We start from the raw sequence: 25,372 nt of genomic DNA, 5'->3' as shown, positions 1-25,372 counted from the left end.
GATGCGTCGCACCGAGGCGGTCCAGCGGCTGCGCGCGCGCTGGGCCGCCTTCAGCCGGGGACTCGCGGAGTACTACGCGGGTCCCTACCGTCAGATGCTCGCTCGCGAGCAGCGCGATGCAGACGACCTGTTCACGCTGATCGTCCTCGGCGAAGCGCTCGGGGTTCCTGATCCGGCCGCCTACTACAGCGTCGAGCTCATGCCGCTCGTGTCCGGTGACTTCCACCGCTGGCACCGCCGGATGGGCATGCCGCGCTCACCCCTGGATCACGTCTCATGCTGTTAGAGATCCTGCAGCGCGATCTGCTGTTCGTGGGTGGCAAGGGCGGCGTCGGCAAGACGTCGCTCTCGAGCGCACTGGCGCTGGGGCGGGCGCGCACCGGAGCACGGGTGCTGGTGGTCTCCACCGATCCAGCGCACAGCCTGGGACATCTCTGGCGGCGCACGATCGGTGATCAGACCATGCAGCTCGCGCGATTCGACAACGGCGGAGCGCTGCACGGCGTGGAGATCGATCCCGCGGCGACGGTGGACCGCCACCTCGCGGCGGTGCAGCAGACCATGCTCCGTCTGCTGCCCGAATCACAGCACGGCTCGGCGCGCGCGCATCTGGAGCGGGCGCGCATCGCGCCCGGCAGCCATGAGGCCGCCGTGCTGGAGCGGATCGCCGAACTGGCCGAGCTCGGACGCCGTGACTACGACCTGGTCGTCTTCGACACCGCGCCCTCCGGGCACACCCTGCGACTGCTCGCCCTGCCCGGCCAACTGGCGGGATGGACCGACGCGCTGCTGCGCAACCGGGATCGTTCGGAGCGATACGCGGCGGCGATGCGGGGACTGACCGGTCGTGGTGACGCGCAGGCCGAATCCGAGGCCACCCTGCGACGCACTCTCGAGCTCCGTCGTGCGCGTTTCGATGCGCTCGGCACCGCGCTGTCCGACCCGATGCGGACGGGATTCGTCGTCGCGTTCGTCGCCGAGGTGCTGCCGGTCGCCGAGACCCTCGATGTCGTCGGCGCGCTGCGCGCCCTGCAGGTCGACGTGGGTGCGCTGATCGCCAATCGCCGATCCCCGGCGGATGCGGGCCCGCTGCTCAGCGCACGACGCGCGGCCGAGGACGTGCAGCTGGAGCAGGTGCGCGAGCAGGTGCCGGACTCGCCGATCATCGAGGTCCCGCTGATCCCGGGCGAGCTCACCGGCCGGGACGCGCTGGAGAGGCTGGCCGATCTGCTGCTGGCGCCCCCGACCTGACCGCACCCTCTGAACGTACGGGGGCTGATGGTTGACCGGAGATGACCGCACTGATAAATTGCTAGCATGCAAGCAAACGAGCCCAAGGTGCAGTTCAACGTGTACCTGCCGCAGGACCTCGTGCGCGCGGCGAAGCATCGTGCGGTCGACGACGGCTCGAGCCTGTCGGCCCTCGTCGAGCGCGCCCTGCGAGCACATCTGGATGGAGGGGAGTCGTGATGAGCGCAGAGCAGACGAGCGCAGAGCAGGCCAGCCCCAGGGCGAACAGCACAACGGTGACCAGTACCGTGCAGCAGATCGTGTACACCCGCGATGAGCCTCGCTGGCACGCGCTCGCCGCGGCGCTGGGGCTGGCGGCGTCTTTCCCGGCCGAAGCGGGTTGGGCCGAGTTCGACGGTGGGGGAGTGCTCGCCGTGCATGCCGAGACGCCCGACCATGCCGACGGCACGTGCGATCTGCACCTGCTCGTCGACGACCTCGATGCTGCCGAGCGGGCACTCGCGGGGCGCGAGGTCGAGCGGATGAACCTGGACGGCGTCGGCGACCTGCTGGTCATCCGCGCGGCATCCGGCGTCGTCATCAGCGCTTCGGCGGGGACGCGCGCTACGGCTGGGCCGGTCTCGGTGCAGCCGATCTGGTTCCAGGACGACGTCGAGGAGGCGCGCGAGATCCTCACCGCGCTCGGGCTGCGCGCCGACATCGCCGCGGACCGCGGCGGGTGGGTCGAGATGCGTGCCGCCGGTGGCGGCACGGTCGGCGTGCACTCGGCTTCCGGGCGCAGTGAAGGATGCGGCGCGGGCGTCGGGCTGAGCTTCCTCGCCGAGGGAGATCTCGAAGCGCTCGCCGAGAGGCTCTCGGATGCCGGATTCCCGGCTTCCGTCGTCGATGAGTCGTACGCGCGCACGATCCGCATCGCGGATCCGGACGCGTGGATCAACGGCGCCCAGGACGACCTGTACGGATATCACCGGGTGAGCTGACGGCTCTGACGTAGACTGTACGCACAGGCGTCGATCCGGCCATCACCGGGGAGCTCTCGGAAGAAAGGTCTTCGGACCGACTAGAACCGAGCGGGGCAGGCCCGTCATCGCCGCAGTGAGAGTGGTCCCCGGCCGAGCGGTCGGGGGCACGTGAGGTGGTACCGCGGTCCGCGCGTCAGCACAGGTCGTCCTCGCAGCAGCATCCGACACGATCACTGCGAGACGAATATGACCTACCCGCGCCCGTCGACAAGCTCAAGGACCCAGTCCGCCTTCGGTCCTGCCGCCGTCACCCCGAGCCCGCGCTTTCCCGAGATCGAGCGCGAGGTGCTCGACTTCTGGAAGGCCGACGACACCTTCCGCGCCTCGATCGCCCAGCGCGACGGCGCCGATGAATGGGTGTTCTACGACGGTCCGCCGTTCGCGAACGGACTGCCGCACTACGGGCACCTGCTCACCGGCTACGCGAAGGACGTCTTCCCGCGCTTCCAGACGATGCTCGGCAAGAAGGTCGATCGCGTCTTCGGCTGGGACACGCACGGTCTTCCTGCCGAACTCGAGGCGATGAAGCAGCTCGGCATCACCGAGAAGAGCGAGATCGAGCAGATGGGCATCGACGTCTTCAACGCGAAGGCGCGCGACTCGGTGCTCACCTACACGCGAGAGTGGCAGGACTACGTGACCCGCCAGGCCCGCTGGGTCGACTTCGAGCGCGGCTACAAGACGCTCGACCTCGGCTACATGGAGAGCGTGCTCTGGGCGTTCAAGACCCTCTACGACAAGGGCCTCGCCTACGAGGGCTACCGCGTGCTGCCGTACTGCTGGCGCGACGAGACCCCGCTGTCGGCGCACGAGCTGCGCATGGACGACGACGTGTACAAGGACCGTCAGGACCCGTCGGTCACCGTGACCTTCCCGCTGGTCGGCGCCAAGGCCGAGGCGCTCGGCCTCACCGCCGTCCGCGCCCTCGCGTGGACGACCACCCCCTGGACGCTGCCCACCAACCTCGCCCTCGTCGTCGGCCCCGAGATCGAGTACGTGGTGCTGCCCGGCGGCCCGACCGGCGCCGCCGACATCGTGCCGGGCGACGACCCGGCCGAGAGCGACGCGCACCGCTATCTGCTCGCCCGCGACCTGCTCGGCGGGTACGCCAAGGACCTCGGCTACGAGTCCGCCGACGACGCGCTCGCAGCAGTACAGCAGAGCGTGCTCGGCGCGGAGCTGGCCGACGTCGCGTACGACCGGCTCTTCGACTACTACGCGGATGCCGAGACCTGGGGCACCGAGAACGCCTGGCGCATCCTCGTCGACGACTACGTGACCACCACCGACGGCACCGGCATCGTGCACCAGGCGCCGGCCTACGGTGAGGACGACCAGCGGGTGACGAACGCCGCCGGCATCCCGACGATCATCTCCCTCGACGACGGCGGACGCTTCCTGCCCTCGGTCACCGACGTCGCCGGTCAGCTGTGGATGGACGCGAACACGCCGCTCATCCGCCTGCTGCGCGCGGCGGGGCGGATGCTGCGTGAGCAGAGCTACGTGCACTCCTACCCGCACTGCTGGCGCTGCCGCAACCCGCTGATCTACAAGGCCGTCTCGAGCTGGTTCATCCGTGTGACGGACATCAAGGACGATCTGCTCGCGAACAACGAGCAGATCACGTGGGTGCCCGAGAACGTCAAGCACGGCCAGTTCGGAAAGTGGCTCGAGGGCGCGCGGGACTGGTCGATCAGCCGCAACCGCTACTGGGGCTCGCCCATCCCGATCTGGAAGAGCGACGACCCCGAGCACCCGCGCGTCGACGCCTACGGATCGCTGGAAGAGCTCGAGCGCGACTTCGGCACCCTGCCTCGCAACCCCGAGGGTGAGGTCGACCTGCACCGGCCGTACATCGACGACCTCACGCGTCCGAACCCGGACGACCCCACCGGCAAGAGCACGATGCGCCGCATCGAGGACGTCTTCGACGTGTGGTTCGACTCGGGCTCGATGCCGTACGCGCAGGTGCACTACCCGTTCGAGAACCATGACTGGTTCGACTCGCACTCGCCGGCCGACTTCATCGTCGAGTACATCGGGCAGACCCGCGGCTGGTTCTACGTGATGCACGTGCTCTCCACCGCGCTGTTCAACCGCCCCGCGTTCACCGGCGTGAGCTGCCACGGCATCGTGCTCGGCAGCGACGGCTACAAGATGTCGAAGTCGCTGCGCAACTACCCCGACGTCAGCGAGGTGCTCGACCGGGACGGGTCGGATGCCATGCGGTGGTTCCTCATGTCGAGCTCGGTGCTGCGCGGCGGAAATCTCGCGGTCACCGAGGAGGGCATCCGCTCGGGTGTGCGCGAGTTCCTGCTTCCGCTGTGGAACTCGTGGTACTTCTTCGCGACGTACGCGAACGCTTCGACAGGCTCAGCGGGGGCCGCGACAGGAGGATACGAGGCGACGTGGCGCACGGACTCCAGCGACGTGCTCGACCGCTACATCCTCGCCCGTCTCGGTGATCTCGTGCGTGAAGTGCGCACCGACCTCGAGGGCCTCGACTCCACGACGGCGTCCGCGCGTCTGCGCGACTTCGCCGAGGTGCTGACCAACTGGTACATCCGCCGGTCGCGTGACCGCTTCTGGGAGGGGTCGTCGACCGAGGCCTTCGACACGCTGTACACGGTGCTCGAGACGCTGACGCGCGTCGCGGCGCCGCTCGTGCCGCTGATCAGCGAGCGGATCTGGCAGGGACTCACCGGTGGGCGCAGCGTGCACCTGACCGACTGGCCCGACGCCGACGCGTTCCCGGCCGCCGACGACGTGCGCGATGCGATGGATGCCGTCCGCGAGCTCTCCAGCGTCGGAAACGCGCTGCGCAAGAAGCAGAAGCTGCGCGTGCGCCTGCCGCTCGCCCGCCTCACCGTCGTGTCGCCGCTGGCGGCCGACCTCGCGCAGTTCGAGGGAATCCTCCGCGAAGAGCTCAACGTCAAGTCGGTCGAGCTCGTACAGCTGGCCGAGCACACGGCATCCGACTACGGCATCAGCCACCGGCTGAGCGTGAACGCGCGCGCTGCCGGCCCGCGCCTGGGCAAGCACGTTCAGAAGGTCATCCGCGCGGCCAAGGAGGGCGTCTGGAGCGAGGAGAACGGCGTGCTGAGCGCCGACGGCATCGCACTCGAACCGCACGAGTACGACCTCGTGCTGGAGACCTCCGGACGCCCGGAAGGTGAGGCTCTCGCGCTCGTGCCCGGCGGCGGGTTCATGCTCCTCGACACCGTGACCACCCCGGATCTGGAGGCGGAGGGCATGGCCCGCGATGCCATCCGCGTGGTGCAGGAGGCGCGCAAGAACGCGGGCCTGGACGTCAGCGACCGCATCGTGCTGGCCCTGAACGTCTCCGCCGGGAACGCCGAGGCTCTGCGGCAGCACGCCGACCTGATCGCCGCCGAAACGCTCGCGGTCGGTTTCGCGGTGCAGCCGACGGACGACATCGAGACGCTCGCCGAAAGCATCGGCAGCCCGGGCGACGGTGTGTTCCGCACGAGTGCCAAGGCGCTGGGAGCGGAGAAGGCGGCGGTCATCGTCACGATCGATGCGAACGTCTCAGAGGAGGTGGCCGGATGAGTGACGTCCAGCGAGCCGACGTCGTCTACGAGAAGCTGCTCGAACGGGCGGGGGAGCGGTGGGTCCAGCCGCGCAAGGAGCGGGTCGCCCGCATCCTGACCCTGCTCGACGACCCGCAGCGCACCTACCGCGTGGTGCACATCACGGGCACGAACGGCAAGACCTCGACCGCGCGCATGATCGAGAGCCTGCTGCGCTCGCACGGGCTGCGCACGGGGCTGTTCACCAGCCCGCACCTGAAGCGCTTCACCGAACGGATCATGATCGACGGCGAGCCGATCGCCGACGGGGCGATCGCGGACGCCTGGGACGAGATCGAGCCCTTCATCGGCATCGTCGACGCCGAGCTCGAGACGGCAGGCGACGCCCCGCTGACCTTCTTCGAGCTGCTCACCGTGCTCGCGTTCGTCGCGTCGTCGGACGCACCGGTCGACGTGCTCGTGCTCGAAGTCGGCATGGGCGGCTCGTGGGACTCCACCAACACCGCCGACGGCGACGTCGCTGTCTTCGCGCCGATCGACATGGACCACGCCGACCGTCTCGGCGACACCATCGAGGCGATCGCCGAGGTGAAGGCCGGCATCATCAAGGAGGGTGCGGCGGTCGTCTCGGCCGAGCAGAAGCCCGAGGTCGCAGCGGTGCTGCGCCGCGTCGCGGCGGAGAAGGACGCGACGATCGCGTTCGAGGGCGAGGCGTTCGGGCTCAGCGATCAGAAGCTCGCCGTGGGCGGCCAGCAGATCGGCATCCGCGGGCTCGCCGGCGAGTACGTCGACGAGTACCTGCCGCTGTACGGCGCGCACCAGGGCCACAACGCCGCTCTCGCCGTCGCCGCTGTCGAGTCGCTGATCGGCGGTGCATCCCAGCGCATCGTCGGCGACATCCTCGCCGACGGGCTGCAGAACGCGACGTCACCGGGGCGTCTGCAGCTGGTCGGCATCGCGCCGACCGTCGTCGTGGACGCCGCGCACAACCCGCACGGCGCCGCAGCCCTCGCGCGCTCGCTCGACGACAGCTTCGACTTCGACGAGTGGGGCCTCGTGCTCGGCGTCTTCGCCGACAAGGACGCGGCGGGCATCATCGGAGAGCTGCTGCCGCAGGTCGCCGAGGTGTTCGCGACGGCTCCTGATTCCGACCGGGCTGCGGATGCGGATGCCATCGCCGACCTCGTCGAGCAGCGCGGCCGCCGCGCGAGCGTGCACCCCACCCTCGCCGACGCCGTCGACGCGGCGCGTGAATGGGCGGCATCGGCCGACCGCCGTGCCGTCGTCATCGCCGGCTCCATCGTGCTGGCAGGTGAAGCCCTGCTGCTCTCGGAGGAGGAGGACTGGAAGTCGGGGTGGCGCGCGTGAGCGCCCGCGCCGCGCGACCGGCCCGCCCCCCGCGCACCCTGGTTCAGAAGCTCGGGTCGATCGTGCTCGGATTCGAGGCGATCGGCGCCCTGCTCGCCGGACTCGTGATCTTCGGACTCAGAGCGCTGCCCGCGGGCATCCCGCCGTGGTGGGGGATCGTCGCCGGGGTGGCCGTCGCGCTCGCGCTCGTCGCAGTCGCCGGCGCCATCGCGAAGCCCTGGGCGATCCCCGCAGGGTGGGCGCTGCAGGTCATCATCGCCCTCGGCGCCCTGCTCGTGCCGGCGATCGCGTTCGTCGTGCTGATTTTCGGCGGCATGTGGGCGTATGCGACGATCGGTGGGGCCCGCATCGACCGAAAGCGGCCGGCGGGCCCGCCGGCAGAACCTCACACAGAGAGCGAATGACATGGCCACTGAAGAAACCCTCGTCCTCGTCAAGCCCGACGGCGTCGCCCGCGGTCTGACCGGCGGCATCCTCGCCCGCATCGAGGCGAAGGGATACTCGCTCGTCGACCTGCGTCTCGTCGAGCCCGACCGCGACCGGCTCGCCGCGCACTACGCCGAGCACGAGGGCAAGCCCTTCTACGAGCCGCTGCTCGAGTTCATGATGTCGGGCCCGTCGGTCGCGATCCGCCTCGCCGGGAACCGCGTGATCGAGGGCTTCCGCTCCCTCGCGGGAACCACCGACCCGACCACAGCCGCCCCCGGCACCATCCGCGGCGACTTCGGTCGCGACTGGGGCCTCAAGGTGCAGCAGAACCTCGTGCACGGCTCGGACAGCCCCGAGTCCGCAGCACGCGAGCTCAGCATCTGGTTCGACTGAGCACAGACCGCAGACGGGAAGAGGGACGCCCGATCGGGCGTCCCTCTTCCCGTCTGCGCGATCTCTCGGCCGCGGGGTCAGAACACCATGTCGACGACCTCGCCGAGCAGGTCGAGTCCGGCGAGCTGCGCCATGGCGATGATGATCGCGTAGGCGAGGATCGTCGCCAGCGGCACCCACACCATCAGGCGTCCGGCGCGCGCGCGTGCCGCTGAGGACAGTCCGAGGGTGCCGTTGCGTGCGAGATGCACCGCCGTGGCGAAGAACGTGGGAATCGTCACGGCCCAGGTGGCCATGCACCACGGGCACAGGGTGTGCAGGTTGTAGATGCTCTGACCGATCAGCCAGCACACGAAGACGAACGCGCCGAGCACGCCGACCCCGAACAGAGCCCAGAACCACCGCGGGAACCGCACGCCGGCGAGCACGGCGACGCCCATCACGAGCACGGCCATCCATGCGGTCACGCCGATCAGCGGGTTGGGGAAGCCGAACACCGCCCCCTGCCACGACCCGAGGTTCTTGTCGCACTGCAGCATGACGCTCACGTAGCAGCTCGACGTCGCGCCCGGATTCTCGAGCACGTAGAACTTCTCGATCGTCAGCTGGAAAGCCGCCCACCAGCCGAGTACCGCGGCGACGATGAGCCAGATTCCGTAGCCGACGTGACGGGTGCGCGCGGTGGTCATGGCGTGATTATCCCAGCGGCGGCTATGCGGCTCGGGTGAATCGCGGCACGCGAGTCGAATGCGGTTCCGTCGTCGGGTCGCGGAGATGCGATAATGACTCAAGATGACGTCGCGCTCACACGCGATCGAATCGACAAGACTTCGGGGTGATGTGCCCCAGGAGGTCGCGCCAGAGAGCCGACCTCCAGCCGATCGAGTTCGCGGCCGCAGTTTCGCCGCACGAGTTTTCGCGGCGCACGCAGTGCCCGCGCAGGGAGCTAGCCAGAGATGGCCGATGAAAACGATGACAACAACACCCCCACCTTCGACGAGACGCCGGCGCAGCCGGTAGTCGAGGAGACCTCGCCGTCGGGGGCGGGTCAGCACGCCGCCGTGGAGTCGGATGCCGTGGAGCCGGATGCCGCCGAGCAGCAGGGCACCGACCAGCCGGTGGCCGAGCAGCAGCCGGGGATCGAGCCTGCGGCCGCTCTGCAGACGACGCGCGACGAGCCCGCCGAGGCCGCCGCAGCGTCCGCTGAGCAGTCCGCGTCACAGGCAGCCGCGCCCGCCGCTCCGGCCGAGCCTGAGGCGCCGACGCCCGCCACCGCGGTGAGCCTGGGACTGCTTCCCGAGGTGTTCGTCTCGAAGGTGTCGACCCAGCTGCACTTCTACGCACCCGAGATCGTCCCGCTGCCCGCACGCGACAGCCGCGACGACGACGAGGGCGACGATCGCGACAGCACGTTCCGCCGCGGACGCGGCCGCCGACGCGGCGACGGCGACGAGACCCGTGACGAGCCACGGCAGCGCCAGCGTCACGTCGAGTACATCACCGAGCCGAAGGCCATCAAGGGCTCCACGCGCCTCGAGGCCAAGAAGCAGCGTCGGCGGGACGGCCGCGACGCAGGTCGACGCCGTCCGGTGGTGACCGAGGCGGAGTTCCTCGCCCGCCGCGAGTCGGTCGACCGCATGATGGTCGTGCGTGCCAAGAACGGTCGCACGCAGATCGGCGTGCTGGAAGACGACGTGCTCGTCGAGCACTACGTCGCTCGCAATCAGGACGCCTCGCTGATCGGAAACGTGTACCTCGGCCGCGTGCAGAACGTGCTGCCCAGCATGGAGGCGGCGTTCGTCGACATCGGGCGCGGCCGCAACGCGGTGCTGTACTCCGGAGAGGTCGACTGGGACGGCGTCGAGACCGGCAACCAGCCCCGTCGCATCGAGCTGGCGCTCAAGGCGGGCGATCGCGTGCTCGTGCAGGTCACCAAGGATCCGATCGGTCACAAGGGTGCCCGTCTGACCAGCCAGATCTCGCTCCCGGGCCGTTACCTCGTGTACGTTCCGGGCGGCTCGATGAACGGCATCTCGCGCAAGCTCCCCGACAACGAGCGCGCTCGTCTCAAGCGCATCCTCAAAGAGGTGCTGCCCGAGTCGTCCGGCGTGATCGTGCGCACGGCTGCAGAGGGTGCCACCGAGGAGCAGCTGACCCGTGACGTGCAGCGTCTCACCGCGCAGTGGGAACACATCCAGAAGCAGGTGCAGACGCAGCAGGCCCCGGCGCTGCTGCACGCCGAGCCGGATCTGCTCGTCAAGATCGTGCGCGACGTCTTCAACGAGGACTTCACCCGCATGACCATCCAGGGTGACGACGCGCGGCAGACCATCCGTGCCTACCTCGAGAGCGTCGCTCCCGACCTGCTCGACCGCGTCGAGACATACACCGACGACGTCGATCCGTTCGACGCGTACCGCATCACCGAGCAGATCGAGAAGGCTCTCGACCGCAAGGTGTGGCTGCCTTCGGGCGGTTCGCTCGTGATCGACCGCACCGAGGCGATGACGGTCGTCGACGTCAACACCGGCAAGTTCGTCGGCTCGGGCGGAAACCTCGAAGAGACCGTCACCAAGAACAACCTCGAGGCCGCCGAGGAGATCGTCCGCCAGCTGCGCCTGCGCGACATCGGCGGCATCATCGTCGTCGACTTCATCGACATGGTGCTCGAGTCCAACCGCGACCTCGTGCTGCGCCGCCTGGTGGAGTGCTTGAGCCGTGACCGCACGAAGCACCAGGTCGCCGAGGTGACCTCGCTCGGACTCGTGCAGATGACCCGCAAGAAGCTCGGCCTCGGTCTTCTCGAGACGTTCAGCGAGGCGTGCGACGTGTGCGCCGGCCGCGGCGTGATCGTGCACCACGACCCCGTCGTGAAGCACCGCAGCAGCAGCGGATCGAACGGCGGCGGACAGAACCGCCGTTCGCGCGGGGGCTCGTCGCAGCAGTCCGCACCCGCGGCCGAGAAGCAGCCGTCCGTCAACGGCGGCACCCACAGCATCACCGAGGTCGCCAAGTCCGCCCTCGCCGCCATCGCCGCGTCGACCATCGTCGTGAACGACGACGCCGCGCAGGATCAGGTTCAGCCTCAGCCTGCTGCCGAGCCTCAGCCGGCGCCCGAGAGCGACGCCCACAACGGCGCCCAGAGTGAGCGCCCGAAGAAGCGCAAGAAGCGCGGAGGCGAGCGCAAGGGCGCTCCGAAGACGCAGACCGAGCAGCTGCTCGATTCGGTGCTCGACGCTCTTCCCGAGCCGAAGGCACCCGGTCAGGGCCGTAACCGGCGTCGGGTGACGACCGCCATGCTGACCCCGAACGCCTCGACCGACGGGTCAGCGACGGTCGCGCGCTCGAACCCGGAGTCCTGAGCGGATCAGCGACGGTCGCGGGCTCGCACCCGGAGTCCTGAGCGGATCAGCCGTCTGGTGAGCTCCTTGCCGCTCACGTGCGCCGCACCGGCGGCGAGGAGTCTCGGCAGGGCGTCGGCCGGCACGTCGTAGTGGTCGAGATCGAAGGCGCGGCGGGGGATGCCCTGCTGTGCGGCGAACGCATGCAGCTCGTCGAGACTCGAGTCGCTGACGAGATGCGCCCACAGCCTGCCGTGAGCAGGCCAGATGGCGTGGTCGACGAGAACGGTCATGCCGTGATCCTAGACGCGACCCGCGCCGGGCCCGCTTTGCGGCATCGGCGATGATCCGGTAAAGTTGTCCTTTGGTGCGAGACCCCTGGCGGCTTTGCCGATCGCAGGAGAAGTCTTGCGTCCGCATCCTTCGCCTCGCGGCGATGAACGCAAGCAACAGTCTTCCCGTGAGATTCCCGGAGCGATCCGCTCCCCAACGAAACAGGTATGAAGTGGTTTACGCAGTAGTGCGCGCCGGTGGCCGGCAGGAGAAGGTCGAGGTCGGCACGATCGTTCAGCTCGACCGTGTTCAGGCTGCCCAGGGCGAGAACATCGAGCTTCCCGCCGTGCTTCTCGTCGACGGTGCCTCTGTGACCACCGACGCCGACAAGCTGGCGAAGGTCAAGGTCACGGCTGAGGTTCTCGGCAACCTCCGCGGGCCGAAGATCGTCATCCAGAAGTTCAAGAACAAGACCGGCTACAAGAAGCGCCAGGGCCACCGTCAGGAGCTCACGCGCGTCAAGATCACCGGCATCAAGTAAGCACGGAAGAGGCTCAGCACATGGCACATAAGAAGGGCGCGAGCTCGACCCGCAACGGTCGTGACTCCAATGCACAGCGACTCGGCGTGAAGCGCTTCGGCGGTCAGACCGTCAGCGCCGGCGAGATCCTCGTCCGTCAGCGCGGCACCCACTTCCACCCCGGCGCCGGCGTCGGCCGTGGCGGCGACGACACGCTGTTCGCACTCGAGGCGGGCGCTGTCGAGTTCGGCACCAAGGGCGGCCGCAAGGTCGTCAACATCGTCGCAGCCGCTCAGTAAGAGCAGCAGACTTCCGGGACGGGGCGGGCTTCGGCTCGCCCCGTCCTCGTATCCCAGCCCTTCGACGGGCTCAGGGACCCAGTTCAAGGAGTGACATGGTCACCTTCGTCGACACCGTCACGTTGCACCTCCGCGCAGGCAAGGGCGGCAACGGCTGCGTCTCCGTCCATCGAGAGAAGTTCAAGCCGCTCGGCGGACCGGACGGCGGCAAGGGCGGCGACGGAGGCGACATCATCCTCGTCGCCGACCCGCAGGTGACGACGCTGCTGTCGTACCACCACTCGCCGCATCGCAGCGGGGGCAACGGCGGCTTCGGAATGGGCGATCACCGCTCCGGCTACGCCGGCGAGTCCCTCGAGCTGCCCGTCCCGGTGGGCACCGTGGTGAAGAGCGTCGACGGCGATGTGCTGCACGACATGATCATCCCCGGCGAGAAGTACGTGGTCGCCGAGGGCGGCCGGGGTGGGCTCGGCAACGCTGCACTCGCCTCACCCAAGCGCAAGGCTCCCGGTTTCGCGCTGCTCGGCACGCCCGGCCAGGAGCGCTCGGTCGTACTCGAGCTGAAGACCGTCGCCGACGTGGCCCTGGTGGGCTACCCGTCCGCCGGCAAGTCGAGCCTGATCGCCGCCCTGTCCGCGGCTCGTCCGAAGATCGCCGACTACCCGTTCACCACGCTGCACCCGAACCTCGGTGTGGTGCAGGCCGGTGACAGCAGGTACACGGTCGCCGACGTGCCCGGCCTGATCGAGGGCGCCAGCGAGGGCAAGGGACTCGGCCTCGAGTTCCTGCGCCACGTCGAACGCTGCAGCGCCCTGCTGCACGTGCTCGACTGCGCCACCCTCGAGCCGGGTCGCGACCCGCTCTCCGACCTCGACGTGATCCTCGCCGAACTCGCCGCCTACGAGGTGCCCGAGGGGCAGACGCCGCTGCTCGAGCGGCCGCAGATCGTCGCCCTGAACAAGGTCGACGTGCCCGAGGCGCGAGATCTCGCGGAGATGGTGCGCCCCGACATCGAAGCGCGCGGCTTCCGGGTCTTCGAGATCTCGACCGTCGCCCGCGAGGGGCTGCGCGCGCTGAGCTTCGCGCTGGCCGAGCTCGTCGACCAGCACCGCGCCGAGCTCGCCGTGGAGGTGCCGCGCGAGCGCGTCGTCATCCGGCCGAAGGGGGCGAAGGAGCAGTTCTCGATCCGCGTCGAGGGCGGCACCTACGGCAACATCTACCGCGTGCTGGGCGAGAAGCCGGTGCGCTGGGTGCAGCAGACCGACTTCCAGAACGAGGAGGCCGTGGGCTACCTCGGCGACCGCCTCGAACGTCTCGGCGTCGAGACCGCCCTGTTCAAGGCGGGTGCCGTGGCGGGTGCGACCGTCATGATCGGCACCGGCGAGAACAGCGTCGTCTTCGACTGGGAGCCGTCGATCGCCTCGACCGCCGAGCTGATGGGCTCTCCGCGCGGCACCGACATCCGCATCGGCGGCTCGAACCGCCGCACCACCGTCGAGCGTCGTGAGCAGTACCACGACATGATGGATGCCAGGGCCGCGGCCCGCGCCGAGCTCGAGGAGAAGCGCCTCGCATCCCGCGAGGACGAGGAATGACCGCGCGCAGCCGCGCAGAGCTCAGCGCCGCGAGCCGCATCGTCGTCAAGGTCGGATCCTCGTCGATCAGCGGTGAGTCGTCGTGGCGCATCCCGATGATCGTGCAGGCGCTGTCGTCGGCGCACCGTCGCGGCGCGGAGATCATCCTCGTCTCATCGGGGGCGATCGCCACCGGCATCCCGTACCTCGCTCTCGACTCGAGGCCGACTGATCTGGCCACGCAGCAGGCCGCCGCGGCCGTGGGGCAGAACGTGCTCGTCTTCCGGTACCAGGAGGCCCTGCGACCGTTCGGCATCGTCGCCGGCCAGGTGCTGCTGACGACCGGTGACCTCGAGAACCCGACCTCGCGCAGCAACGCGCGACGCGCGATGGACCGGCTGCTGTCGCTGCGCATCATGCCGATCGTCAACGAGAACGACACCGTCGCCACCCAGGAGATCCGCTTCGGCGACAACGACCGGCTCGCGGCGCTCGTCGCGCAGCTCGTCGGCGCGGATGCGCTCGTGCTGCTCAGCGACGTCGAGTCGCTGTATACCAAACCGCCGACGGACCCCACCGCGGTGCCGATCGAGGAGATCCCGGCGGATGCCGATCTGAGCGGTCTCGAGTTCGGCGCGTCCGTCGTGAACAGCGTCGGAACCGGGGGAGCGGCGACGAAGGTCTCCGCCGCGCGCATGGCCGCGGCATCCGGCATCGGCGTGCTGGTGACCAGCGCCGACCTGGTCGGCAAGGCTCTCGAGGGGGAGCAGATCGGCACGTGGTTCGCCCCGTGGGTCGTCGGGTGAACCGCCGGCGTCATGCCGGCCCGGGCCCTGGTCGGGCGTCGATACACTGACCGGATGAGCACATCCCTCGTCACCGATGCCCCCGCGGACACCGCGCAGGATCGCCTGGTGCGTGCCAAGGAGGCCTCGCGTTCGATCGCGCGGCTGACCAGCGCCGACAAGGCGCGTCTTCTCGAGGCGATCGCCCTGGCGATCGAGTCGAGCACCGCGCGGATCGTCGAGGCCAACACCCTCGACATCGAGCGCGGGCGCGCGGACGCCATCGGCGAGTCGCTCATCGACAGGCTGCGCCTGGATGAGCGGCGCGTGGCGGCACTGGCATCCGCCGTCCGCGACGTCGCGACTCTGCCCGACCCGATCGGGCAGGTGATCGGCGGGCACCGGATGCCGAACGGCGTCGCCCTCGAGCAGGTGCGGGTTCCCTTCGGCGTGGTCGGTGCGATCTACGAGGCTCGACCCAACGTGACGGTCGACATCGCCGCCCTCGCGCTGCGCGCGGGCAACGCGGTGGTGCTCCGCGGCGGCAGCGCCGCCCGCGAGTCGAACACGGTGCTGGTCGCGGTGATGCGACAGGCGCTGGCCGATCTGGGGAACGACCCCGAGGCGATCCAGAGCGTCGACGACTTCGGCCGCGACGGGGCGAAGGCGATGATGCACGCGCGCGGGCTGATCGATGTGCTGGTGCCGCGCGGCAGCGCGTCGCTCATCGAGACCGTCGTCACCGAGTCCACCGTGCCGGTCATCGAGACCGGCGCCGGAGTGGTGCACATCGTGATCGACGAGTCGGCGCCGATGGACTGGGCGCGCGACATCGTGCTGAACGCCAAGGTGCAGCGTCCGAGCGTGTGCAACGCGGTCGAGACGGTTCTGGTGCATCGTCAGGCGGCCCCTCAGCTCGTCCCGGTGATCGCGAGCGCCCTCCTCAGCGAGGGGGTCGCCATCCACGGCGACGACATGGTCGCGGGGCTGGTCGCGGGCACGATCCCCGCCACTGAGGACGACTGGGCGGCCGAGTACCTCGGGCTGGAGATCGCGATCAAGGTGGTCGACGATCTCGATGAGGCGCTGGCCCACATCCGCCGGTACAGCACAGGGCACACCGAGTCGATCATCACCACCGATTCCCGCAACGCCGAGCGGTTTCTCGCCGAGGTCGACTCCGCCGTGGTGATGGTGAACGCCTCCACACGCTTCACCGACGGCGGCGAGTTCGGGTTCGGCGCCGAGGTCGGGATCTCGACGCAGAAGCTGCATGCGCGTGGCCCGATGGGGCTCGGCGAGCTGACGAGCACGAAGTGGCTCGCGCGCGGGTCCGGTCAGATCCGCGGGTGAGGACTAGAATGGACAGGCGTTTGCTTGCCATGTCAGGAACGGAGTCAGGATGAACCTCATCGCACAGATCGCGATGGCCGCAGCCGAGACGGAGCACCACGGCAACGTGGCCGCCGAGACCTTCATCTTCGGCGCCATCGCCGCGCTGGTCTTCGCCGTGATGGGTCTGGTGACCCTGTCGTTCCGCCACGTCGCGAACCGTCACGCGGCCAAGGCCGAGGCCTACGCCCTGAGGCACGGCAGGGACGGCCACGGCCACTAGGACCGCATGCACGATTCCAGCGCTCGGGCACCGCGCATCGGCGTGATGGGTGGCACGTTCGACCCCATCCATCACGGTCACCTGGTGGCGGCGAGCGAGGTCGCGCACTCGTTCGGCCTCGATGAGGTCGTGTTCGTGCCGACCGGTCAGCCCTGGCAGAAGCAGAACGTGTCGCCGAGCGAGCACCGCTACCTGATGACGGTGATCGCGACGGCTTCGAACCCCGACTTCACGGTGAGCCGCGTCGACATGGATCGCGACGGGCCGACGTACACGATCGACACGCTGCGTGACCTGAAGGCGCAGCGTCCGGATGCCGAGCTGTTCTTCATCTCCGGCGCCGATGCCGTGGCGCAGATTCTCAGCTGGAGAGACCATGATGAACTGTGGGATCTCGCCCACTTCGTCGCCGTCTCGCGGCCGGGCCACGTGCTGAGCACGGACGGACTGCCCACCGACGATGTGAGTCAGCTCGAAGTGCCGGCGCTGTCGATCTCGTCGACGAACTGCCGAGAGCGAGTCGCCGACGGTCAGCCGGTCTGGTACCTGGTCCCGGACGGCGTGGTCCAGTACATCGCGAAGCATCATCTGTATCGGAGCAAGGCATGAGCACTGAAGAGGACGGGCACACCCTCACGCGCAAGCAGCTGCGTGAGCTCCGCCTGACCGGCTCGACACCGGTCGTCAGCGGTGAGGAGGCGGCCGCCGCGCGTGCTGCACAGACCGGGAGGCCGAACGACGCTCCCGCGGAGTCCGCGCCCGCCGAGCAGCACTCGACCGAGTCGCACGCGACCGAGCCGCACCCTGCCGTCGAGGCCGAGGCCGAGCCCGCCCCGGTCGAGTCGAACACCGCCGAGCCGACCCCCGTCGAGCCGGCTGCGTCGAGCGCGTCGCCTTCCCCCGCCTCAGCTGTTCCGCTCACCCGACGCGCCGCGCGTGCGCAGGAGCGCGGCCGCGCCGATTCCGGTGCCCCCGCCGAGCAGCCGAGTGCTGCCGAAGAGCCGGTCGAGGCCCGGCCGGTCGTCTCCCAGCCGGTCGTCGAAGAGCCGGTCGTGGAACCGGACGTCGTCGAAGAGCCGGTCGTGGAACCGGACGTCGTCGAAGAGCCGGTCGTCGAAGAGCCGGTCGTCGAAGAGCTGATCGTCGACGTGCCCGTCGCCGTCGCCCCTGCTGTCGCGTCCCAGGAGGCCCAGCCCGCGGCATCCGGTCCCGACGTCACGCCCTCCTCGCCCGCAGAAGACGTCGCGAAGACCGATGCCGAGCCCGAGCGCCCGATGGTCGGAGCCGCCTTCGGCATCGGCGTCAAGAGGTCGCCGTCGGGCCCGGGCATGCCCACGGCATTCGACGACCTGCTCGAGACCGGTTCGGCCGGTTCGCACAAGACCTCGAGCACGCTGATCTTCACGCCGTCACCCGGCGCCGGCTCCCTCTCCGGGCCTGTCGCCTCGACCGGTGAGCTGCTGATCACCGGCACCTACGCGCTGCCGGACGGCATGGGTTCGCAGGGCCACGCGCTCGGTACCACCGACGGTAAGGACGTCGACGCCGTGCTCATCGACGGCGAGCTCGCGCCCGCGTCGTCGCCGACGCCCATCGCCGCCAGCTCGGCGATCAGCACGTCGAAGCCCGCCGGCGAGGTCATCCGCCCGCCCGTGCCTGACAAGGGCAGCAAGCTCACTCTCACCCTCGCGATCGTCGCCGGGGGTCTCGCGCTCGCGCTGGCCGCAGCGCTGATCATCGCCTTCACCACAGGAGTCCTCGCTTGATGCAATCCCCTGAAACCGCCGCAGAGATGCTGCAGATCGCCGCTCGCGCAGCAGATGCCAAGGGCGGCGAGGATCTCGTCGCACTGAACGTCTCCGAGCCGTTGCCGCTCGTCGACATCTTCCTGCTGGTGACCGGGAACAGCGAGCGCAACGTCGCCGCCATCGCCGACGAGATCGAGGATCAGCTTCTCGAGGCGGGTCACCGTCGCGTGCGTCGTGAGGGCCGCGCCGAGTCGCGCTGGGTGCTGCTCGACTTCGGAGACCTCGTCGTGCACGTGTTCCACTCCGAAGAGCGCGTCTACTACGGCCTCGAGCGGCTCTGGAAGGACTGTCCGGTCGTTCCGATCGACCTTCCGACGCACGCCGCGGGGGAGTGATCCCGCGCGGTCGGTGAGCGTGTCGCCTGATCGTCAGTCGACGCGTTCGTCGCCTGCCCACGCCTCGTCTTCGTGGTCGGCCCCGGATGCCATCCGGTCGGCGTCGATGCTGTCGATCCGGTCCGGGTCGGCGTCGGGATCCAGTTCGACGTCGCCGTCGACCTCTCGGGTCGGAACGCCTGCGTTCTCTTCGAGATCGGGGTCTTCGGGAAGCATGTTCGGGGTGGGATTCGACATGATCGCTCCTGTTCATGATGACGCACTGCGCGTCGTGTGCGGCGAATCTAGCGCGGTCTGATCCGGCGGGTGGATCGGCTTGACGATGCACCTCGCAGCGGCTAGCCGAGCCGACACTCCCGACCCGGCGGCGCGATTTGGTGCTCGCCCGGCGGTGCGTAGTATGCTGATCAGGTTGCCGAGTTCGGCAGCGAAGATGGGCCTGTGGCGCAGCTGGTAGCGCACCTGCATGGCATGCAGGGGGTCGGGGGTTCGAGTCCCCCCAGGTCCACCAAAATACACCCGGTCACGGGTGATTTCGGGGAAGAGTTTAGACCTCTCCGTGGCATCCGGGCGGCACTCACGGACACTCGTGAGTCTCCCGGAGATTCCGAGAGGGATACCCGAGATGGCTACATCGCAACCCCGTTCCGCGCACCCGAAACGCAAGCGCCCCGCCGCGTGGGGCACCATACGTCGGCGCGAGTCGGGCAAGTTCGAAGCGTTCTACCGAATGGAAGGGCGCACCATCCGCGCCCCGCGCCGGTTCGACAGCGACGCGGAAGCCCAGGCATGGCTCGCCACCGAGCGGGCAGCCCACGTGACTGGCACGTGGATAGACCCCGATCGCGTGACAGTCGCCCCTGCTAGCATTCCCGGCGTGCTCACCCTGGCGAGCACGTTCGAAGCGCTGTGCGAAGCGCTCATCGCAGAGGAAGCGGCATTTGCGGAAGCGCGGCCCGCTTATCTGCATGAGCAGGCTCGACTGATCCGTCGCGTCATCGTCCCGTCGCTCGGCGCGGTGCCGATCGGAGCGGTGAAACCGAGCCTGCTAGACGCTGCCTACCAGCAGTGGCATGCTCATCGCGCCGCCCAGGCGCGCAACGCCCTCGTTGCGCTGCGAAAGGTAGTCAAGCTCGGCAAACGCCGTGACCTTTTCACATTCGACATGGCTGACAGCATCCGTGTGCACCCCCGCACGACGAAAGAGATCGTGACGTTGGAGCCGATACAGCTCGGGCAGTTCCGGCGCACCGTAGACGCGTGGCGCGACCGCCCCGACCGGTACGGCCCGCAGCCGTCCCGACTGCTCCTCGACGTAACCGACGTGATGCTGGCGACCTCGGCGCGGATCGGTGAAGCGCTCGGGCTGCGTGTGCAGGACGTCGATTTCGCGCACGCTCGCACGGTCGTCACCATCGCCGGGACGCTCATCGAGGGGCACGGCCAGCGCAAGCATTGGCAGCCTGCGACAAAGACCGAGGCCGGCATGCGCTCGATTATCGTCCCCGAGTGGGCAGTGCCGACGTTGGAACGCCTCGCCCTGGCGGCGAACCTCCACGGGACCGACTACCTGTTCCACACCAGCACCGGCCTGCCCACAGGCTCGCACTCCGTGCACCGCCAGCTGCGCGCCGTGCGCGAATGGGCAGGCTTGTCATCGGAGCTGGTGCCGCACGTGTTCCGCAAGACCGTGGCAACAACGATCGCAGACCACGAGAGCGGCGGGCTGGACGCGGCAGCGCTCACCCTAGGGCACTCTCGCTCACGCGTCACGGAACAGCACTACGCCAAACGGCGCACACTCGCACCGGACATGCGCGAAGCACTCGCGACGCTTGGGGAGGGCGCTCGATGATCGCGCCCGACGTGACGGCTCGATTCGCCTGCCCGGTGCACTGGTGCGAGGGAAACACCTGGACGCACGGCGGCGACGACGCCATGCCCGATGAGTGGCTGCACGAAAGCGCAAGCATCGCGCTACCCGGAGGAATGACGGTGCACCGACGGTCGACGGCACTGGATCCCGACGAGTGGACGCTGCACACTTCTGACCACGCCGAGATCGCCGAAGCAGCGTCACCCGACCGGCTCGCGGCCCTGCTCGACGCTGCTGCCGCACAGCTGCGGCGCATCGCCAGCGACCCGACGCCTTAGCCCACCTCGAAAAGCCCCCCCGCACAATCTCGTGCGGGGGGCTTTTTTGTGCGCGCCGTCCACTCTCGGCGACGTCGGGACGCCCTGACATGTCCTAGACATGTCATCCGCCGCAGGGGGCAACGCCTGCCAGTGCAGCGAAGTGACGGCCGAGGCCCGCCAGCTCGGCCCGCGCATCAGCTGGATGCTGCCGCCGCTGCAGCTCGACGCCGGCCCTGCACCTCGACGCCGGCTCTGCAGCTCGGCGCCGGCCCGGTCGCTGCCGGCCAGCTCGGCGCGGCGCAGCAGATGGATGCTGCCGGGCAGCTCGCTGCGCCCCGGTGAGATCTCGGCCACGGGGATGCCCGCCCCGAGCACAGCTGGACGCCCCCGGCTCTGCAGCTCGCAGCGACGCGCTCCCTGCCCGCTGACGACCACGTGGGCGCATGTTTTTCGGGTCAATTTACCTAGCGAAACGTCGCGCAATGCCGCGTGTGGGGAATTGCTGGCCCAGCGATCTCCCACGCAACATTGACCGCAACAACCCGCCCCATACCGGAGAGGGACAGACAAGACGCCCCGATGGAAGGAATACCACCATGACCGCCAGCACGATCACCACCCCCGCACCCGCCCCTGCCCCCGAGACATGGCCCGAGCTGCTGACCGTGGCCGAAGCCGCCACATACATCAACACGTCCGAGCGATTCGCCCGCCGACTGGTCTCCGACCGCCGCGTGCAGGTCGTCAAGCTCGGCAAGCACGTGCGCATCCCGCGCCCCGCGCTCGATGAGTACGTGGCGGCGAATACCCGGCAGCCGACCACTGCTGCGCGCGACTGATCCGCAAACTCCCGACCGCCCCGACAACCGCACCGAAAGAAAGAACCACTGACAATGTCTCGATTCACCCGCCCCAAGAAGTCCACGCCCGCATCCACCGCGACCACGCCCACGCCCGCCGCGCTTACCGTGCCGGCCGAGCTGGCCGAGCTGTACGCAGCCGCCACGCCCGACACGGCCGCATTCATGGAACGCGCTTCACGCGAGCTGGCTGCCGAGCGCCGCCGCCGCCAGAATCCTGATTTCGACGGCGCGATCATCGTCACTCCCGAGGATCGGCAGCGCGTCTATACCGACCGCCTGCCCGAGCTACTGGCCCGTGCCGAGCACCTGGCGCGCCTGAGCGCCGCCAGCACAGTCGTGTGGAACGCGAAGCTCGCGGCGGATCGGGCAAAGACGATCGCCGAGAAGCACACTTGCCCGATCTGCCACGAGATCAACAAAGATATCCGGCCGTACTACACGCCTGATTTCGCCGGCGGAACCGCGAGCGTCAGCGATCGCGGCCCGCGCATGTGCCCCGCGTGCCGCCACACGGCCGATCTGCTGCACTCGCAGACAACCGCGACGCCCATGCGGCAGGCAGCCGTGCAGGCGGCACTCGAGACCGCCGCACAGCGAGCCTGACCGCACAGGGGGCATGCCGACACCATCGCGCCGGCGTGCCCCCAGCACTCGAAACAATCCCCCACTGCTCACGAAAGGCCGGCGCGACGGTGATCCCCAGTTCCCGCAATGCACGACGCGCCACCCCGCCGGCCGAAGCCGCCGCCCACCCTGCGCCGCGTGATCCCGACTTCCTCGCATGGGCACTGGCAGACGATGCTCACCCCGACGATCTCGGAGAGCTGAACCGTCGAGCGCTGCGCGACCGTGCGCGCCGCGCGATGGACGCCGACGCGGAAGCGATCGCGCGCGGCATCCCGGCGCGCGGTGAGAGCCTTGAATGGCTCGCTCACCAGCTCCCGGACTATCACCCGCGCCGTGCCGCCGTCCGTGCCCTCGCACGGCGCGCCGGTGCGCCCGCCCGCCCGATTCCGCTACGAGAGCGCAGAGCTGCGCTCATCGCGGCACGCGACCGCGCCTGCGCAGAGCTGCGCGCCATGATCTCGGCTGCCGTCCCGCTCGCGCTGCGAGAGGCGCACGCCCGCGCAGCGACAGCTGCCCTGCGAGTTGCCCCTGTCTGGCGGTTGCCTCGCGCGCCTCGCGCCCCAGCGCCAGCCGGCCTGGTGTAAGCGCGAGCCGATCCCGCCGCACTCTGCGGCACAGGACTGCCGGCCATTTCCGGCACTAGACCGACGCATAGCGCCGGCTCGCGCCTCAGAGCGCCCTGCTCACACCCATAGGCACCCCCGCACCCCGCGACTGCGCCGGTCTGTGTGACTCGAAACGGAACCAAACTCATGCCTACCTACAGCCCCCGCGCCGGAAGCGCCAGCGCCCCCACAGCCACCACACGCTGGTACGTTCAGCGGCGCGCAGACTGCGACCTACCGCCCGAGCTGCCCGAAACGGCACCCCTCGCCGCCAAGCTGGTGCAGGCCGTCTACTACGCGGTGACACCCGAGATCCGCGCTGACATTCGCGCTGGTCGAAACTCGCGCCGCGTCGGAGTCGCGTTCGATCAGGTCGACGCCCGCGCCCTGGTGCCCCTGCGCATGTCCCGGCGCGATCGCGGCCGAGGCATCGACTACCTGGTGAAGCTCGAAGCCGCGCGCGGAGGGGTTCTCTCGTGACTGCCCTGCCCACACGTGACGACGCGCTGCGCCTGGCAGCGGCCGGCTGGCCGGTGATCCCGCTGCGCGGCAAGATCCCGATGACCGCGCACGGCGTGAAGGATGCCACCACCGACCCGCAACAGATCGCGGCGTGGTGGCCCGCCGGGGCGCGCCGCAACATCGGCGCACGCGTGCCTCGCTCGCTCCTGGTGCTCGATATCGACCCTCAGAACGGCGGCAGCCTCGCACAGCTTGCGGACGCCGCAGGCGGGCTGCTACCCCGCACCCTGACCGTGCATTCCGGCCGAGGTACCGGCGGCCGTCACCTGTACTTCCTCAATCCGGGCGGGCCGCTGACCTCAACCCGGCTGCCGGCTGGCATCGACGTCAAGACCGAAACCGGCTACCTCGTCATGCCCCCGAGCCTGCACCCCGACACCGGACAGCCCTACCAGTGGGAGGATGCACCCCCGGCACCCCTGCCCGCCGCCCTGCGCGAGCTGCTGCGGCCGGCTGAGCCTCGCCGCGCGCCTCGCTCGACGCCGGCAAGCTCGACGCAGCACGCCAGCCGGCTGAGCGCGCGTGCGGCGTATCTGGCGGGATTCGTGCAGGACGCCCCCGAGGGCACGCGAAACGGGCGGCTGTTCTGGGCAGCCTGTCAGGCGATCCGGGACGGACACGGCACGCTGACATTCGATCTGCTGGAAGGGGCAGCCGTCGCCGCGGGCTTGACGGAGACTGAAGCGATGCGCACAATCGCAAGCGCACGCCGCACGATAGGCGGCGCGGCGTGACGGTTCCGGTAGTTCCTGCGGCGGTCGAGCCGCTGCCCGATCCGGGAGCGGTGTGGATGAGCGAACGGCCCGAGCTGATTGCGCTGCGCTACGAAGCGAGGCGACGCATTGCCTCGCCGTGGGCGCTGCTGGCTGCCGCTATCAGCCGATCCCTGCTCACGATCCCGTACCCGGTGCGCTATCGCTCTGCGCTGCACCCTGAGGGCACCCCGCTGAATCTCGCGCTGGCCCTGGTGGGGCGCTCTGGCGCGGGCAAGTCCACAGCTATCCGTGGCGCAGCCTGCGCCGTGATGTTCGAAGGGGAGGAAGTGCCCGAGACCGCGCACGCGCGCAGCGGTGAAGCGATCGCGACCATGCTCGGGAAAGTTCACACGGAGAAGGGCGAAGATCCTCAGCTGACATACGCCCGCCTGGATCACGCGGTGTGGCTGCACTGGGATGAGGTGGGCCAACTCGCACAGCAGGGTGACCGCACAGGATCGACCATGCTCGAAACGATCAAGTCTGTGACATCCGGGGAAACCATCGGCGGGCAGAACGCGAAGGGCGACGGCGTGACCATCCCGGCCGGCAGCTACAGGGCAGTACTCACTCTCGGCGTGCAGCCTCGACGGGCTGGGCCGCTGCTGGGCGACGGGGCTGTGGCCGGCGGGCTGTCAGCCCGGTTCGTGTGGCTGGTGGCAGAAGATCCCGATGCAGCCGACGCCCCGCGTCCGAGCGCCGAGCAGCCGCCCGTGTTTGTGCCCCTCTCGCAGTGGGACGGCGTGCGATACGTGGACGCTCTGCCCGAAATGGACGCGGCACACGAAGCGGACACCCGCGCCGCGCACCGAGGGGAGCGCGAGCCGATCAACAGCCGCGTGCTGCTAAACCGGGCGATCATCGCCATAGCGCTGGCGAACATGGCCGGCCGGTCCCACCTGACGGCCGAGGACTGGCACCTGGGGGGCGCTGTGCTCGCTCACTCACTCGACACGCTCGATACGGTGGCCGAGGCGCTGGCCGAACCCGACGACGGCCAGCAGCTGCGATCGCAGCGCGTGGAACAGCGAATGCGGGAGCGGCTGAGCGAGATGCAGGCGCAGGGCATCCCGTTCTACGAAGCGCGCCGGAAGCTGTCCAGGGCGCAGGGGGATCACCTGACCGAGCTGCTGCATGCGGGGAAGTTTGCACCATGGTGAGAAAGCGTGCTACGGTCATGTTTACCACGAGGGCCTAGTAGGGGGGTCAGGGGGGTGGTATATCTACTAACGGTAGATCATGCCGCAGATGAGTGAGCATAGTGCTCCGCACCCCAAAGCGACAGTGCGCCTCGCAGCGT

At 69.2% G+C, this 25,372-nt stretch carries 28 protein-coding genes and 1 tRNA gene; 26 read left to right on the top strand and 3 right to left on the bottom strand.

Features of this window, described 5'->3' with window-relative positions:
* The first annotated feature begins 1 nt into the window (after position 1).
* The 8 genes from ACWGSM_RS01385 (at position 2) to ndk (ending at position 8,014) form a co-directional block, all read left to right on the top strand.
* Positions 2-286: a cory-CC-star protein gene (locus tag ACWGSM_RS01385; protein WP_452321190.1), complete on the top strand. Its 285-nt coding sequence runs from the start codon at positions 2-4 to the stop codon at positions 284-286.
* Positions 277-1,251, top strand: a complete 975-nt coding sequence (locus ACWGSM_RS01380) for an ArsA family ATPase (protein ID WP_452321189.1) — start codon at positions 277-279, stop codon at positions 1,249-1,251. Before ACWGSM_RS01385 ends, ACWGSM_RS01380 begins: the two co-directional genes overlap by 10 nt.
* A 66-nt stretch (positions 1,252-1,317) precedes the next feature.
* Positions 1,318-1,470: a ribbon-helix-helix domain-containing protein gene (locus ACWGSM_RS01375; RefSeq protein ID WP_452321188.1), complete on the top strand. Its 153-nt coding sequence runs from the start codon at positions 1,318-1,320 to the stop codon at positions 1,468-1,470.
* Entirely contained in the window at positions 1,470-2,231 is a 762-nt protein-coding gene (locus ACWGSM_RS01370) for a hypothetical protein (RefSeq protein WP_452321187.1), read from the top strand. The genes ACWGSM_RS01375 and ACWGSM_RS01370 overlap by 1 nt, the downstream gene beginning before the upstream one ends.
* A gap of 228 nt (positions 2,232-2,459) precedes the next feature.
* Positions 2,460-5,843, top strand: a complete 3,384-nt coding sequence (gene ileS, locus ACWGSM_RS01365; RefSeq protein ID WP_452321186.1) for an isoleucine--tRNA ligase — start codon at positions 2,460-2,462, stop codon at positions 5,841-5,843.
* Complete coding sequence (locus ACWGSM_RS01360) at positions 5,840-7,192, top strand: bifunctional folylpolyglutamate synthase/dihydrofolate synthase (RefSeq protein ID WP_452321185.1); 1,353 nt, start codon at positions 5,840-5,842, stop codon at positions 7,190-7,192. Before ileS ends, ACWGSM_RS01360 begins: the two co-directional genes overlap by 4 nt.
* The gene (locus tag ACWGSM_RS01355) at positions 7,189-7,596 is read left to right on the top strand and encodes a DUF4233 domain-containing protein (protein WP_452321184.1); all 408 of its coding nucleotides are present in this window, start codon (positions 7,189-7,191) and stop codon (positions 7,594-7,596) included. The genes ACWGSM_RS01360 and ACWGSM_RS01355 overlap by 4 nt, the downstream gene beginning before the upstream one ends.
* 1 nt (position 7,597) lies before the next feature.
* Complete coding sequence (gene ndk / locus ACWGSM_RS01350; RefSeq protein ID WP_452321183.1) at positions 7,598-8,014, top strand: nucleoside-diphosphate kinase; 417 nt, start codon at positions 7,598-7,600, stop codon at positions 8,012-8,014.
* 77 nt (positions 8,015-8,091) lie between these two features.
* On the opposite strand, the gene ACWGSM_RS01345 is transcribed toward ndk, so the two are convergent.
* Positions 8,092-8,703 (bottom strand): vitamin K epoxide reductase family protein, encoded by a 612-nt coding sequence (locus ACWGSM_RS01345; RefSeq protein WP_452321182.1) that lies wholly within the window; start codon positions 8,701-8,703, stop codon positions 8,092-8,094.
* A gap of 267 nt (positions 8,704-8,970) precedes the next feature.
* On the opposite strand from ACWGSM_RS01345, the gene ACWGSM_RS01340 reads away from it, so the two are divergent.
* Positions 8,971-11,376, top strand: coding sequence for an Rne/Rng family ribonuclease (locus ACWGSM_RS01340; protein WP_452321181.1), 2,406 nt, complete (start codon positions 8,971-8,973; stop codon positions 11,374-11,376).
* 5 nt (positions 11,377-11,381) lie between these two features.
* Here the strand turns inward: ACWGSM_RS01340 and ACWGSM_RS01335 are convergent, their stop codons facing one another.
* On the bottom strand, positions 11,382-11,648 hold the full coding sequence (locus ACWGSM_RS01335) for a DUF4031 domain-containing protein (RefSeq protein ID WP_452321180.1): 267 nt from the start codon (positions 11,646-11,648) through the stop codon (positions 11,382-11,384).
* Positions 11,649-11,860: 212 nt separating this feature from the next.
* Between ACWGSM_RS01335 and rplU the strand changes: the two genes are divergently transcribed.
* The 9 genes from rplU (at position 11,861) to rsfS (ending at position 18,564) form a co-directional block, all read left to right on the top strand.
* Entirely contained in the window at positions 11,861-12,169 is a 309-nt protein-coding gene (gene rplU / locus ACWGSM_RS01330; protein ID WP_099196842.1) for a 50S ribosomal protein L21, read from the top strand.
* A gap of 20 nt (positions 12,170-12,189) precedes the next feature.
* Positions 12,190-12,447: a 50S ribosomal protein L27 gene (gene rpmA, locus ACWGSM_RS01325; protein WP_071643174.1), complete on the top strand. Its 258-nt coding sequence runs from the start codon at positions 12,190-12,192 to the stop codon at positions 12,445-12,447.
* 95 nt (positions 12,448-12,542) lie between these two features.
* Positions 12,543-14,042 (top strand): GTPase ObgE, encoded by a 1,500-nt coding sequence (gene obgE, locus ACWGSM_RS01320; protein WP_452321179.1) that lies wholly within the window; start codon positions 12,543-12,545, stop codon positions 14,040-14,042.
* On the top strand, positions 14,039-14,827 hold the full coding sequence (proB, locus tag ACWGSM_RS01315) for a glutamate 5-kinase (protein WP_452321178.1): 789 nt from the start codon (positions 14,039-14,041) through the stop codon (positions 14,825-14,827). The genes obgE and proB overlap by 4 nt, the downstream gene beginning before the upstream one ends.
* Before the next feature lie 54 nt (positions 14,828-14,881).
* Positions 14,882-16,159: a glutamate-5-semialdehyde dehydrogenase gene (locus ACWGSM_RS01310; RefSeq protein ID WP_452321177.1), complete on the top strand. Its 1,278-nt coding sequence runs from the start codon at positions 14,882-14,884 to the stop codon at positions 16,157-16,159.
* 49 nt (positions 16,160-16,208) lie between these two features.
* Complete coding sequence (locus tag ACWGSM_RS01305) at positions 16,209-16,421, top strand: hypothetical protein (protein ID WP_452321176.1); 213 nt, start codon at positions 16,209-16,211, stop codon at positions 16,419-16,421.
* Positions 16,422-16,427: 6 nt separating this feature from the next.
* Positions 16,428-17,030 carry a nicotinate-nucleotide adenylyltransferase gene (gene nadD, locus ACWGSM_RS01300; RefSeq protein ID WP_452321175.1) on the top strand — a complete coding sequence of 201 codons (603 nt, stop codon included), beginning with the start codon at positions 16,428-16,430 and terminating at the stop codon, positions 17,028-17,030.
* Positions 17,027-18,187 carry a hypothetical protein gene (locus tag ACWGSM_RS01295; protein WP_452321174.1) on the top strand — a complete coding sequence of 387 codons (1,161 nt, stop codon included), beginning with the start codon at positions 17,027-17,029 and terminating at the stop codon, positions 18,185-18,187. The genes nadD and ACWGSM_RS01295 overlap by 4 nt, the downstream gene beginning before the upstream one ends.
* The gene (rsfS, locus tag ACWGSM_RS01290; RefSeq protein ID WP_452321173.1) at positions 18,187-18,564 is read left to right on the top strand and encodes a ribosome silencing factor; all 378 of its coding nucleotides are present in this window, start codon (positions 18,187-18,189) and stop codon (positions 18,562-18,564) included. The genes ACWGSM_RS01295 and rsfS overlap by 1 nt, the downstream gene beginning before the upstream one ends.
* Before the next feature lie 33 nt (positions 18,565-18,597).
* Here rsfS and ACWGSM_RS01285 read toward each other — a convergent pair whose 3' ends face one another.
* Positions 18,598-18,801, bottom strand: a complete 204-nt coding sequence (locus ACWGSM_RS01285) for a hypothetical protein (RefSeq protein WP_452321172.1) — start codon at positions 18,799-18,801, stop codon at positions 18,598-18,600.
* A gap of 198 nt (positions 18,802-18,999) precedes the next feature.
* On the opposite strand from ACWGSM_RS01285, the gene ACWGSM_RS01280 reads away from it, so the two are divergent.
* The 8 genes from ACWGSM_RS01280 to ACWGSM_RS01245 all read left to right on the top strand — a co-directional run bounded on the left by ACWGSM_RS01280 (position 19,000) and on the right by ACWGSM_RS01245 (position 25,232).
* Positions 19,000-19,075 (top strand) — tRNA-Ala (locus ACWGSM_RS01280).
* A 114-nt stretch (positions 19,076-19,189) separates the two neighbouring features.
* On the top strand, positions 19,190-20,419 hold the full coding sequence (locus ACWGSM_RS01275; protein WP_452321171.1) for a tyrosine-type recombinase/integrase: 1,230 nt from the start codon (positions 19,190-19,192) through the stop codon (positions 20,417-20,419).
* Positions 20,416-20,718, top strand: coding sequence for a hypothetical protein (locus ACWGSM_RS01270; protein WP_363447641.1), 303 nt, complete (start codon positions 20,416-20,418; stop codon positions 20,716-20,718). The genes ACWGSM_RS01275 and ACWGSM_RS01270 overlap by 4 nt, the downstream gene beginning before the upstream one ends.
* 578 nt (positions 20,719-21,296) lie before the next feature.
* On the top strand, positions 21,297-21,539 hold the full coding sequence (locus ACWGSM_RS01265) for an excisionase family DNA-binding protein (protein WP_363447643.1): 243 nt from the start codon (positions 21,297-21,299) through the stop codon (positions 21,537-21,539).
* A gap of 129 nt (positions 21,540-21,668) precedes the next feature.
* Entirely contained in the window at positions 21,669-22,166 is a 498-nt protein-coding gene (locus tag ACWGSM_RS01260) for a hypothetical protein (RefSeq protein ID WP_452321170.1), read from the top strand.
* Positions 22,167-22,942: 776 nt separating this feature from the next.
* Entirely contained in the window at positions 22,943-23,275 is a 333-nt protein-coding gene (locus ACWGSM_RS01255) for a hypothetical protein (protein ID WP_363447649.1), read from the top strand.
* The gene (locus ACWGSM_RS01250; RefSeq protein ID WP_363447652.1) at positions 23,272-24,051 is read left to right on the top strand and encodes a bifunctional DNA primase/polymerase; all 780 of its coding nucleotides are present in this window, start codon (positions 23,272-23,274) and stop codon (positions 24,049-24,051) included. The genes ACWGSM_RS01255 and ACWGSM_RS01250 overlap by 4 nt, the downstream gene beginning before the upstream one ends.
* Positions 24,048-25,232, top strand: a complete 1,185-nt coding sequence (locus tag ACWGSM_RS01245) for a hypothetical protein (protein WP_363447654.1) — start codon at positions 24,048-24,050, stop codon at positions 25,230-25,232. The genes ACWGSM_RS01250 and ACWGSM_RS01245 overlap by 4 nt, the downstream gene beginning before the upstream one ends.
* Positions 25,233-25,372: the final 140 nt, after the last annotated feature.

The organism is Microbacterium sp. NPDC055521 (assembly GCF_053619695.1).
The sequence above is the reverse complement of the archived record's forward strand: the minus strand, read 5'-3'. Positions and strand labels throughout refer to the sequence as shown.

Bases quoted from the DNA above. Each gene is read 5' to 3' on its own strand.
- rpmA (WP_071643174.1), top strand. From the start codon at position 12,190: ATGGCACATAAGAAGGGCGCGAGCTCGACCCGCAACGGTCGTGACTCC.
- ACWGSM_RS01305 (WP_452321176.1), top strand. From the start codon at position 16,209: ATGAACCTCATCGCACAGATCGCGATGGCCGCAGCCGAGACGGAGCAC.
- ACWGSM_RS01310 (WP_452321177.1), top strand. From the start codon at position 14,882: ATGAGCACATCCCTCGTCACCGATGCCCCCGCGGACACCGCGCAGGAT.
- ACWGSM_RS01270 (WP_363447641.1), top strand. From the start codon at position 20,416: ATGATCGCGCCCGACGTGACGGCTCGATTCGCCTGCCCGGTGCACTGG.
- ACWGSM_RS01255 (WP_363447649.1), top strand. From the start codon at position 22,943: ATGCCTACCTACAGCCCCCGCGCCGGAAGCGCCAGCGCCCCCACAGCC.
- nadD (WP_452321175.1), top strand. From the start codon at position 16,428: ATGCACGATTCCAGCGCTCGGGCACCGCGCATCGGCGTGATGGGTGGC.
- rsfS (WP_452321173.1), top strand. From the start codon at position 18,187: ATGCAATCCCCTGAAACCGCCGCAGAGATGCTGCAGATCGCCGCTCGC.
- obgE (WP_452321179.1), top strand. From the start codon at position 12,543: ATGGTCACCTTCGTCGACACCGTCACGTTGCACCTCCGCGCAGGCAAG.
- ACWGSM_RS01275 (WP_452321171.1), top strand. From the start codon at position 19,190: ATGGCTACATCGCAACCCCGTTCCGCGCACCCGAAACGCAAGCGCCCC.
- ACWGSM_RS01380 (WP_452321189.1), top strand. From the start codon at position 277: ATGCTGTTAGAGATCCTGCAGCGCGATCTGCTGTTCGTGGGTGGCAAG.
- ndk (WP_452321183.1), top strand. From the start codon at position 7,598: ATGGCCACTGAAGAAACCCTCGTCCTCGTCAAGCCCGACGGCGTCGCC.
- ACWGSM_RS01385 (WP_452321190.1), top strand. From the start codon at position 2: ATGCGTCGCACCGAGGCGGTCCAGCGGCTGCGCGCGCGCTGGGCCGCC.
- ACWGSM_RS01335 (WP_452321180.1), bottom strand. From the start codon at position 11,648: ATGACCGTTCTCGTCGACCACGCCATCTGGCCTGCTCACGGCAGGCTG.
- ACWGSM_RS01360 (WP_452321185.1), top strand. From the start codon at position 5,840: ATGAGTGACGTCCAGCGAGCCGACGTCGTCTACGAGAAGCTGCTCGAA.
- ACWGSM_RS01295 (WP_452321174.1), top strand. From the start codon at position 17,027: ATGAGCACTGAAGAGGACGGGCACACCCTCACGCGCAAGCAGCTGCGT.
- ACWGSM_RS01340 (WP_452321181.1), top strand. From the start codon at position 8,971: ATGGCCGATGAAAACGATGACAACAACACCCCCACCTTCGACGAGACG.
- ACWGSM_RS01375 (WP_452321188.1), top strand. From the start codon at position 1,318: ATGCAAGCAAACGAGCCCAAGGTGCAGTTCAACGTGTACCTGCCGCAG.
- ACWGSM_RS01265 (WP_363447643.1), top strand. From the start codon at position 21,297: ATGACCGCCAGCACGATCACCACCCCCGCACCCGCCCCTGCCCCCGAG.
- ACWGSM_RS01370 (WP_452321187.1), top strand. From the start codon at position 1,470: ATGAGCGCAGAGCAGACGAGCGCAGAGCAGGCCAGCCCCAGGGCGAAC.
- proB (WP_452321178.1), top strand. From the start codon at position 14,039: ATGACCGCGCGCAGCCGCGCAGAGCTCAGCGCCGCGAGCCGCATCGTC.
- ACWGSM_RS01285 (WP_452321172.1), bottom strand. From the start codon at position 18,801: ATGTCGAATCCCACCCCGAACATGCTTCCCGAAGACCCCGATCTCGAA.
- ACWGSM_RS01345 (WP_452321182.1), bottom strand. From the start codon at position 8,703: ATGACCACCGCGCGCACCCGTCACGTCGGCTACGGAATCTGGCTCATC.
- ileS (WP_452321186.1), top strand. From the start codon at position 2,460: ATGACCTACCCGCGCCCGTCGACAAGCTCAAGGACCCAGTCCGCCTTC.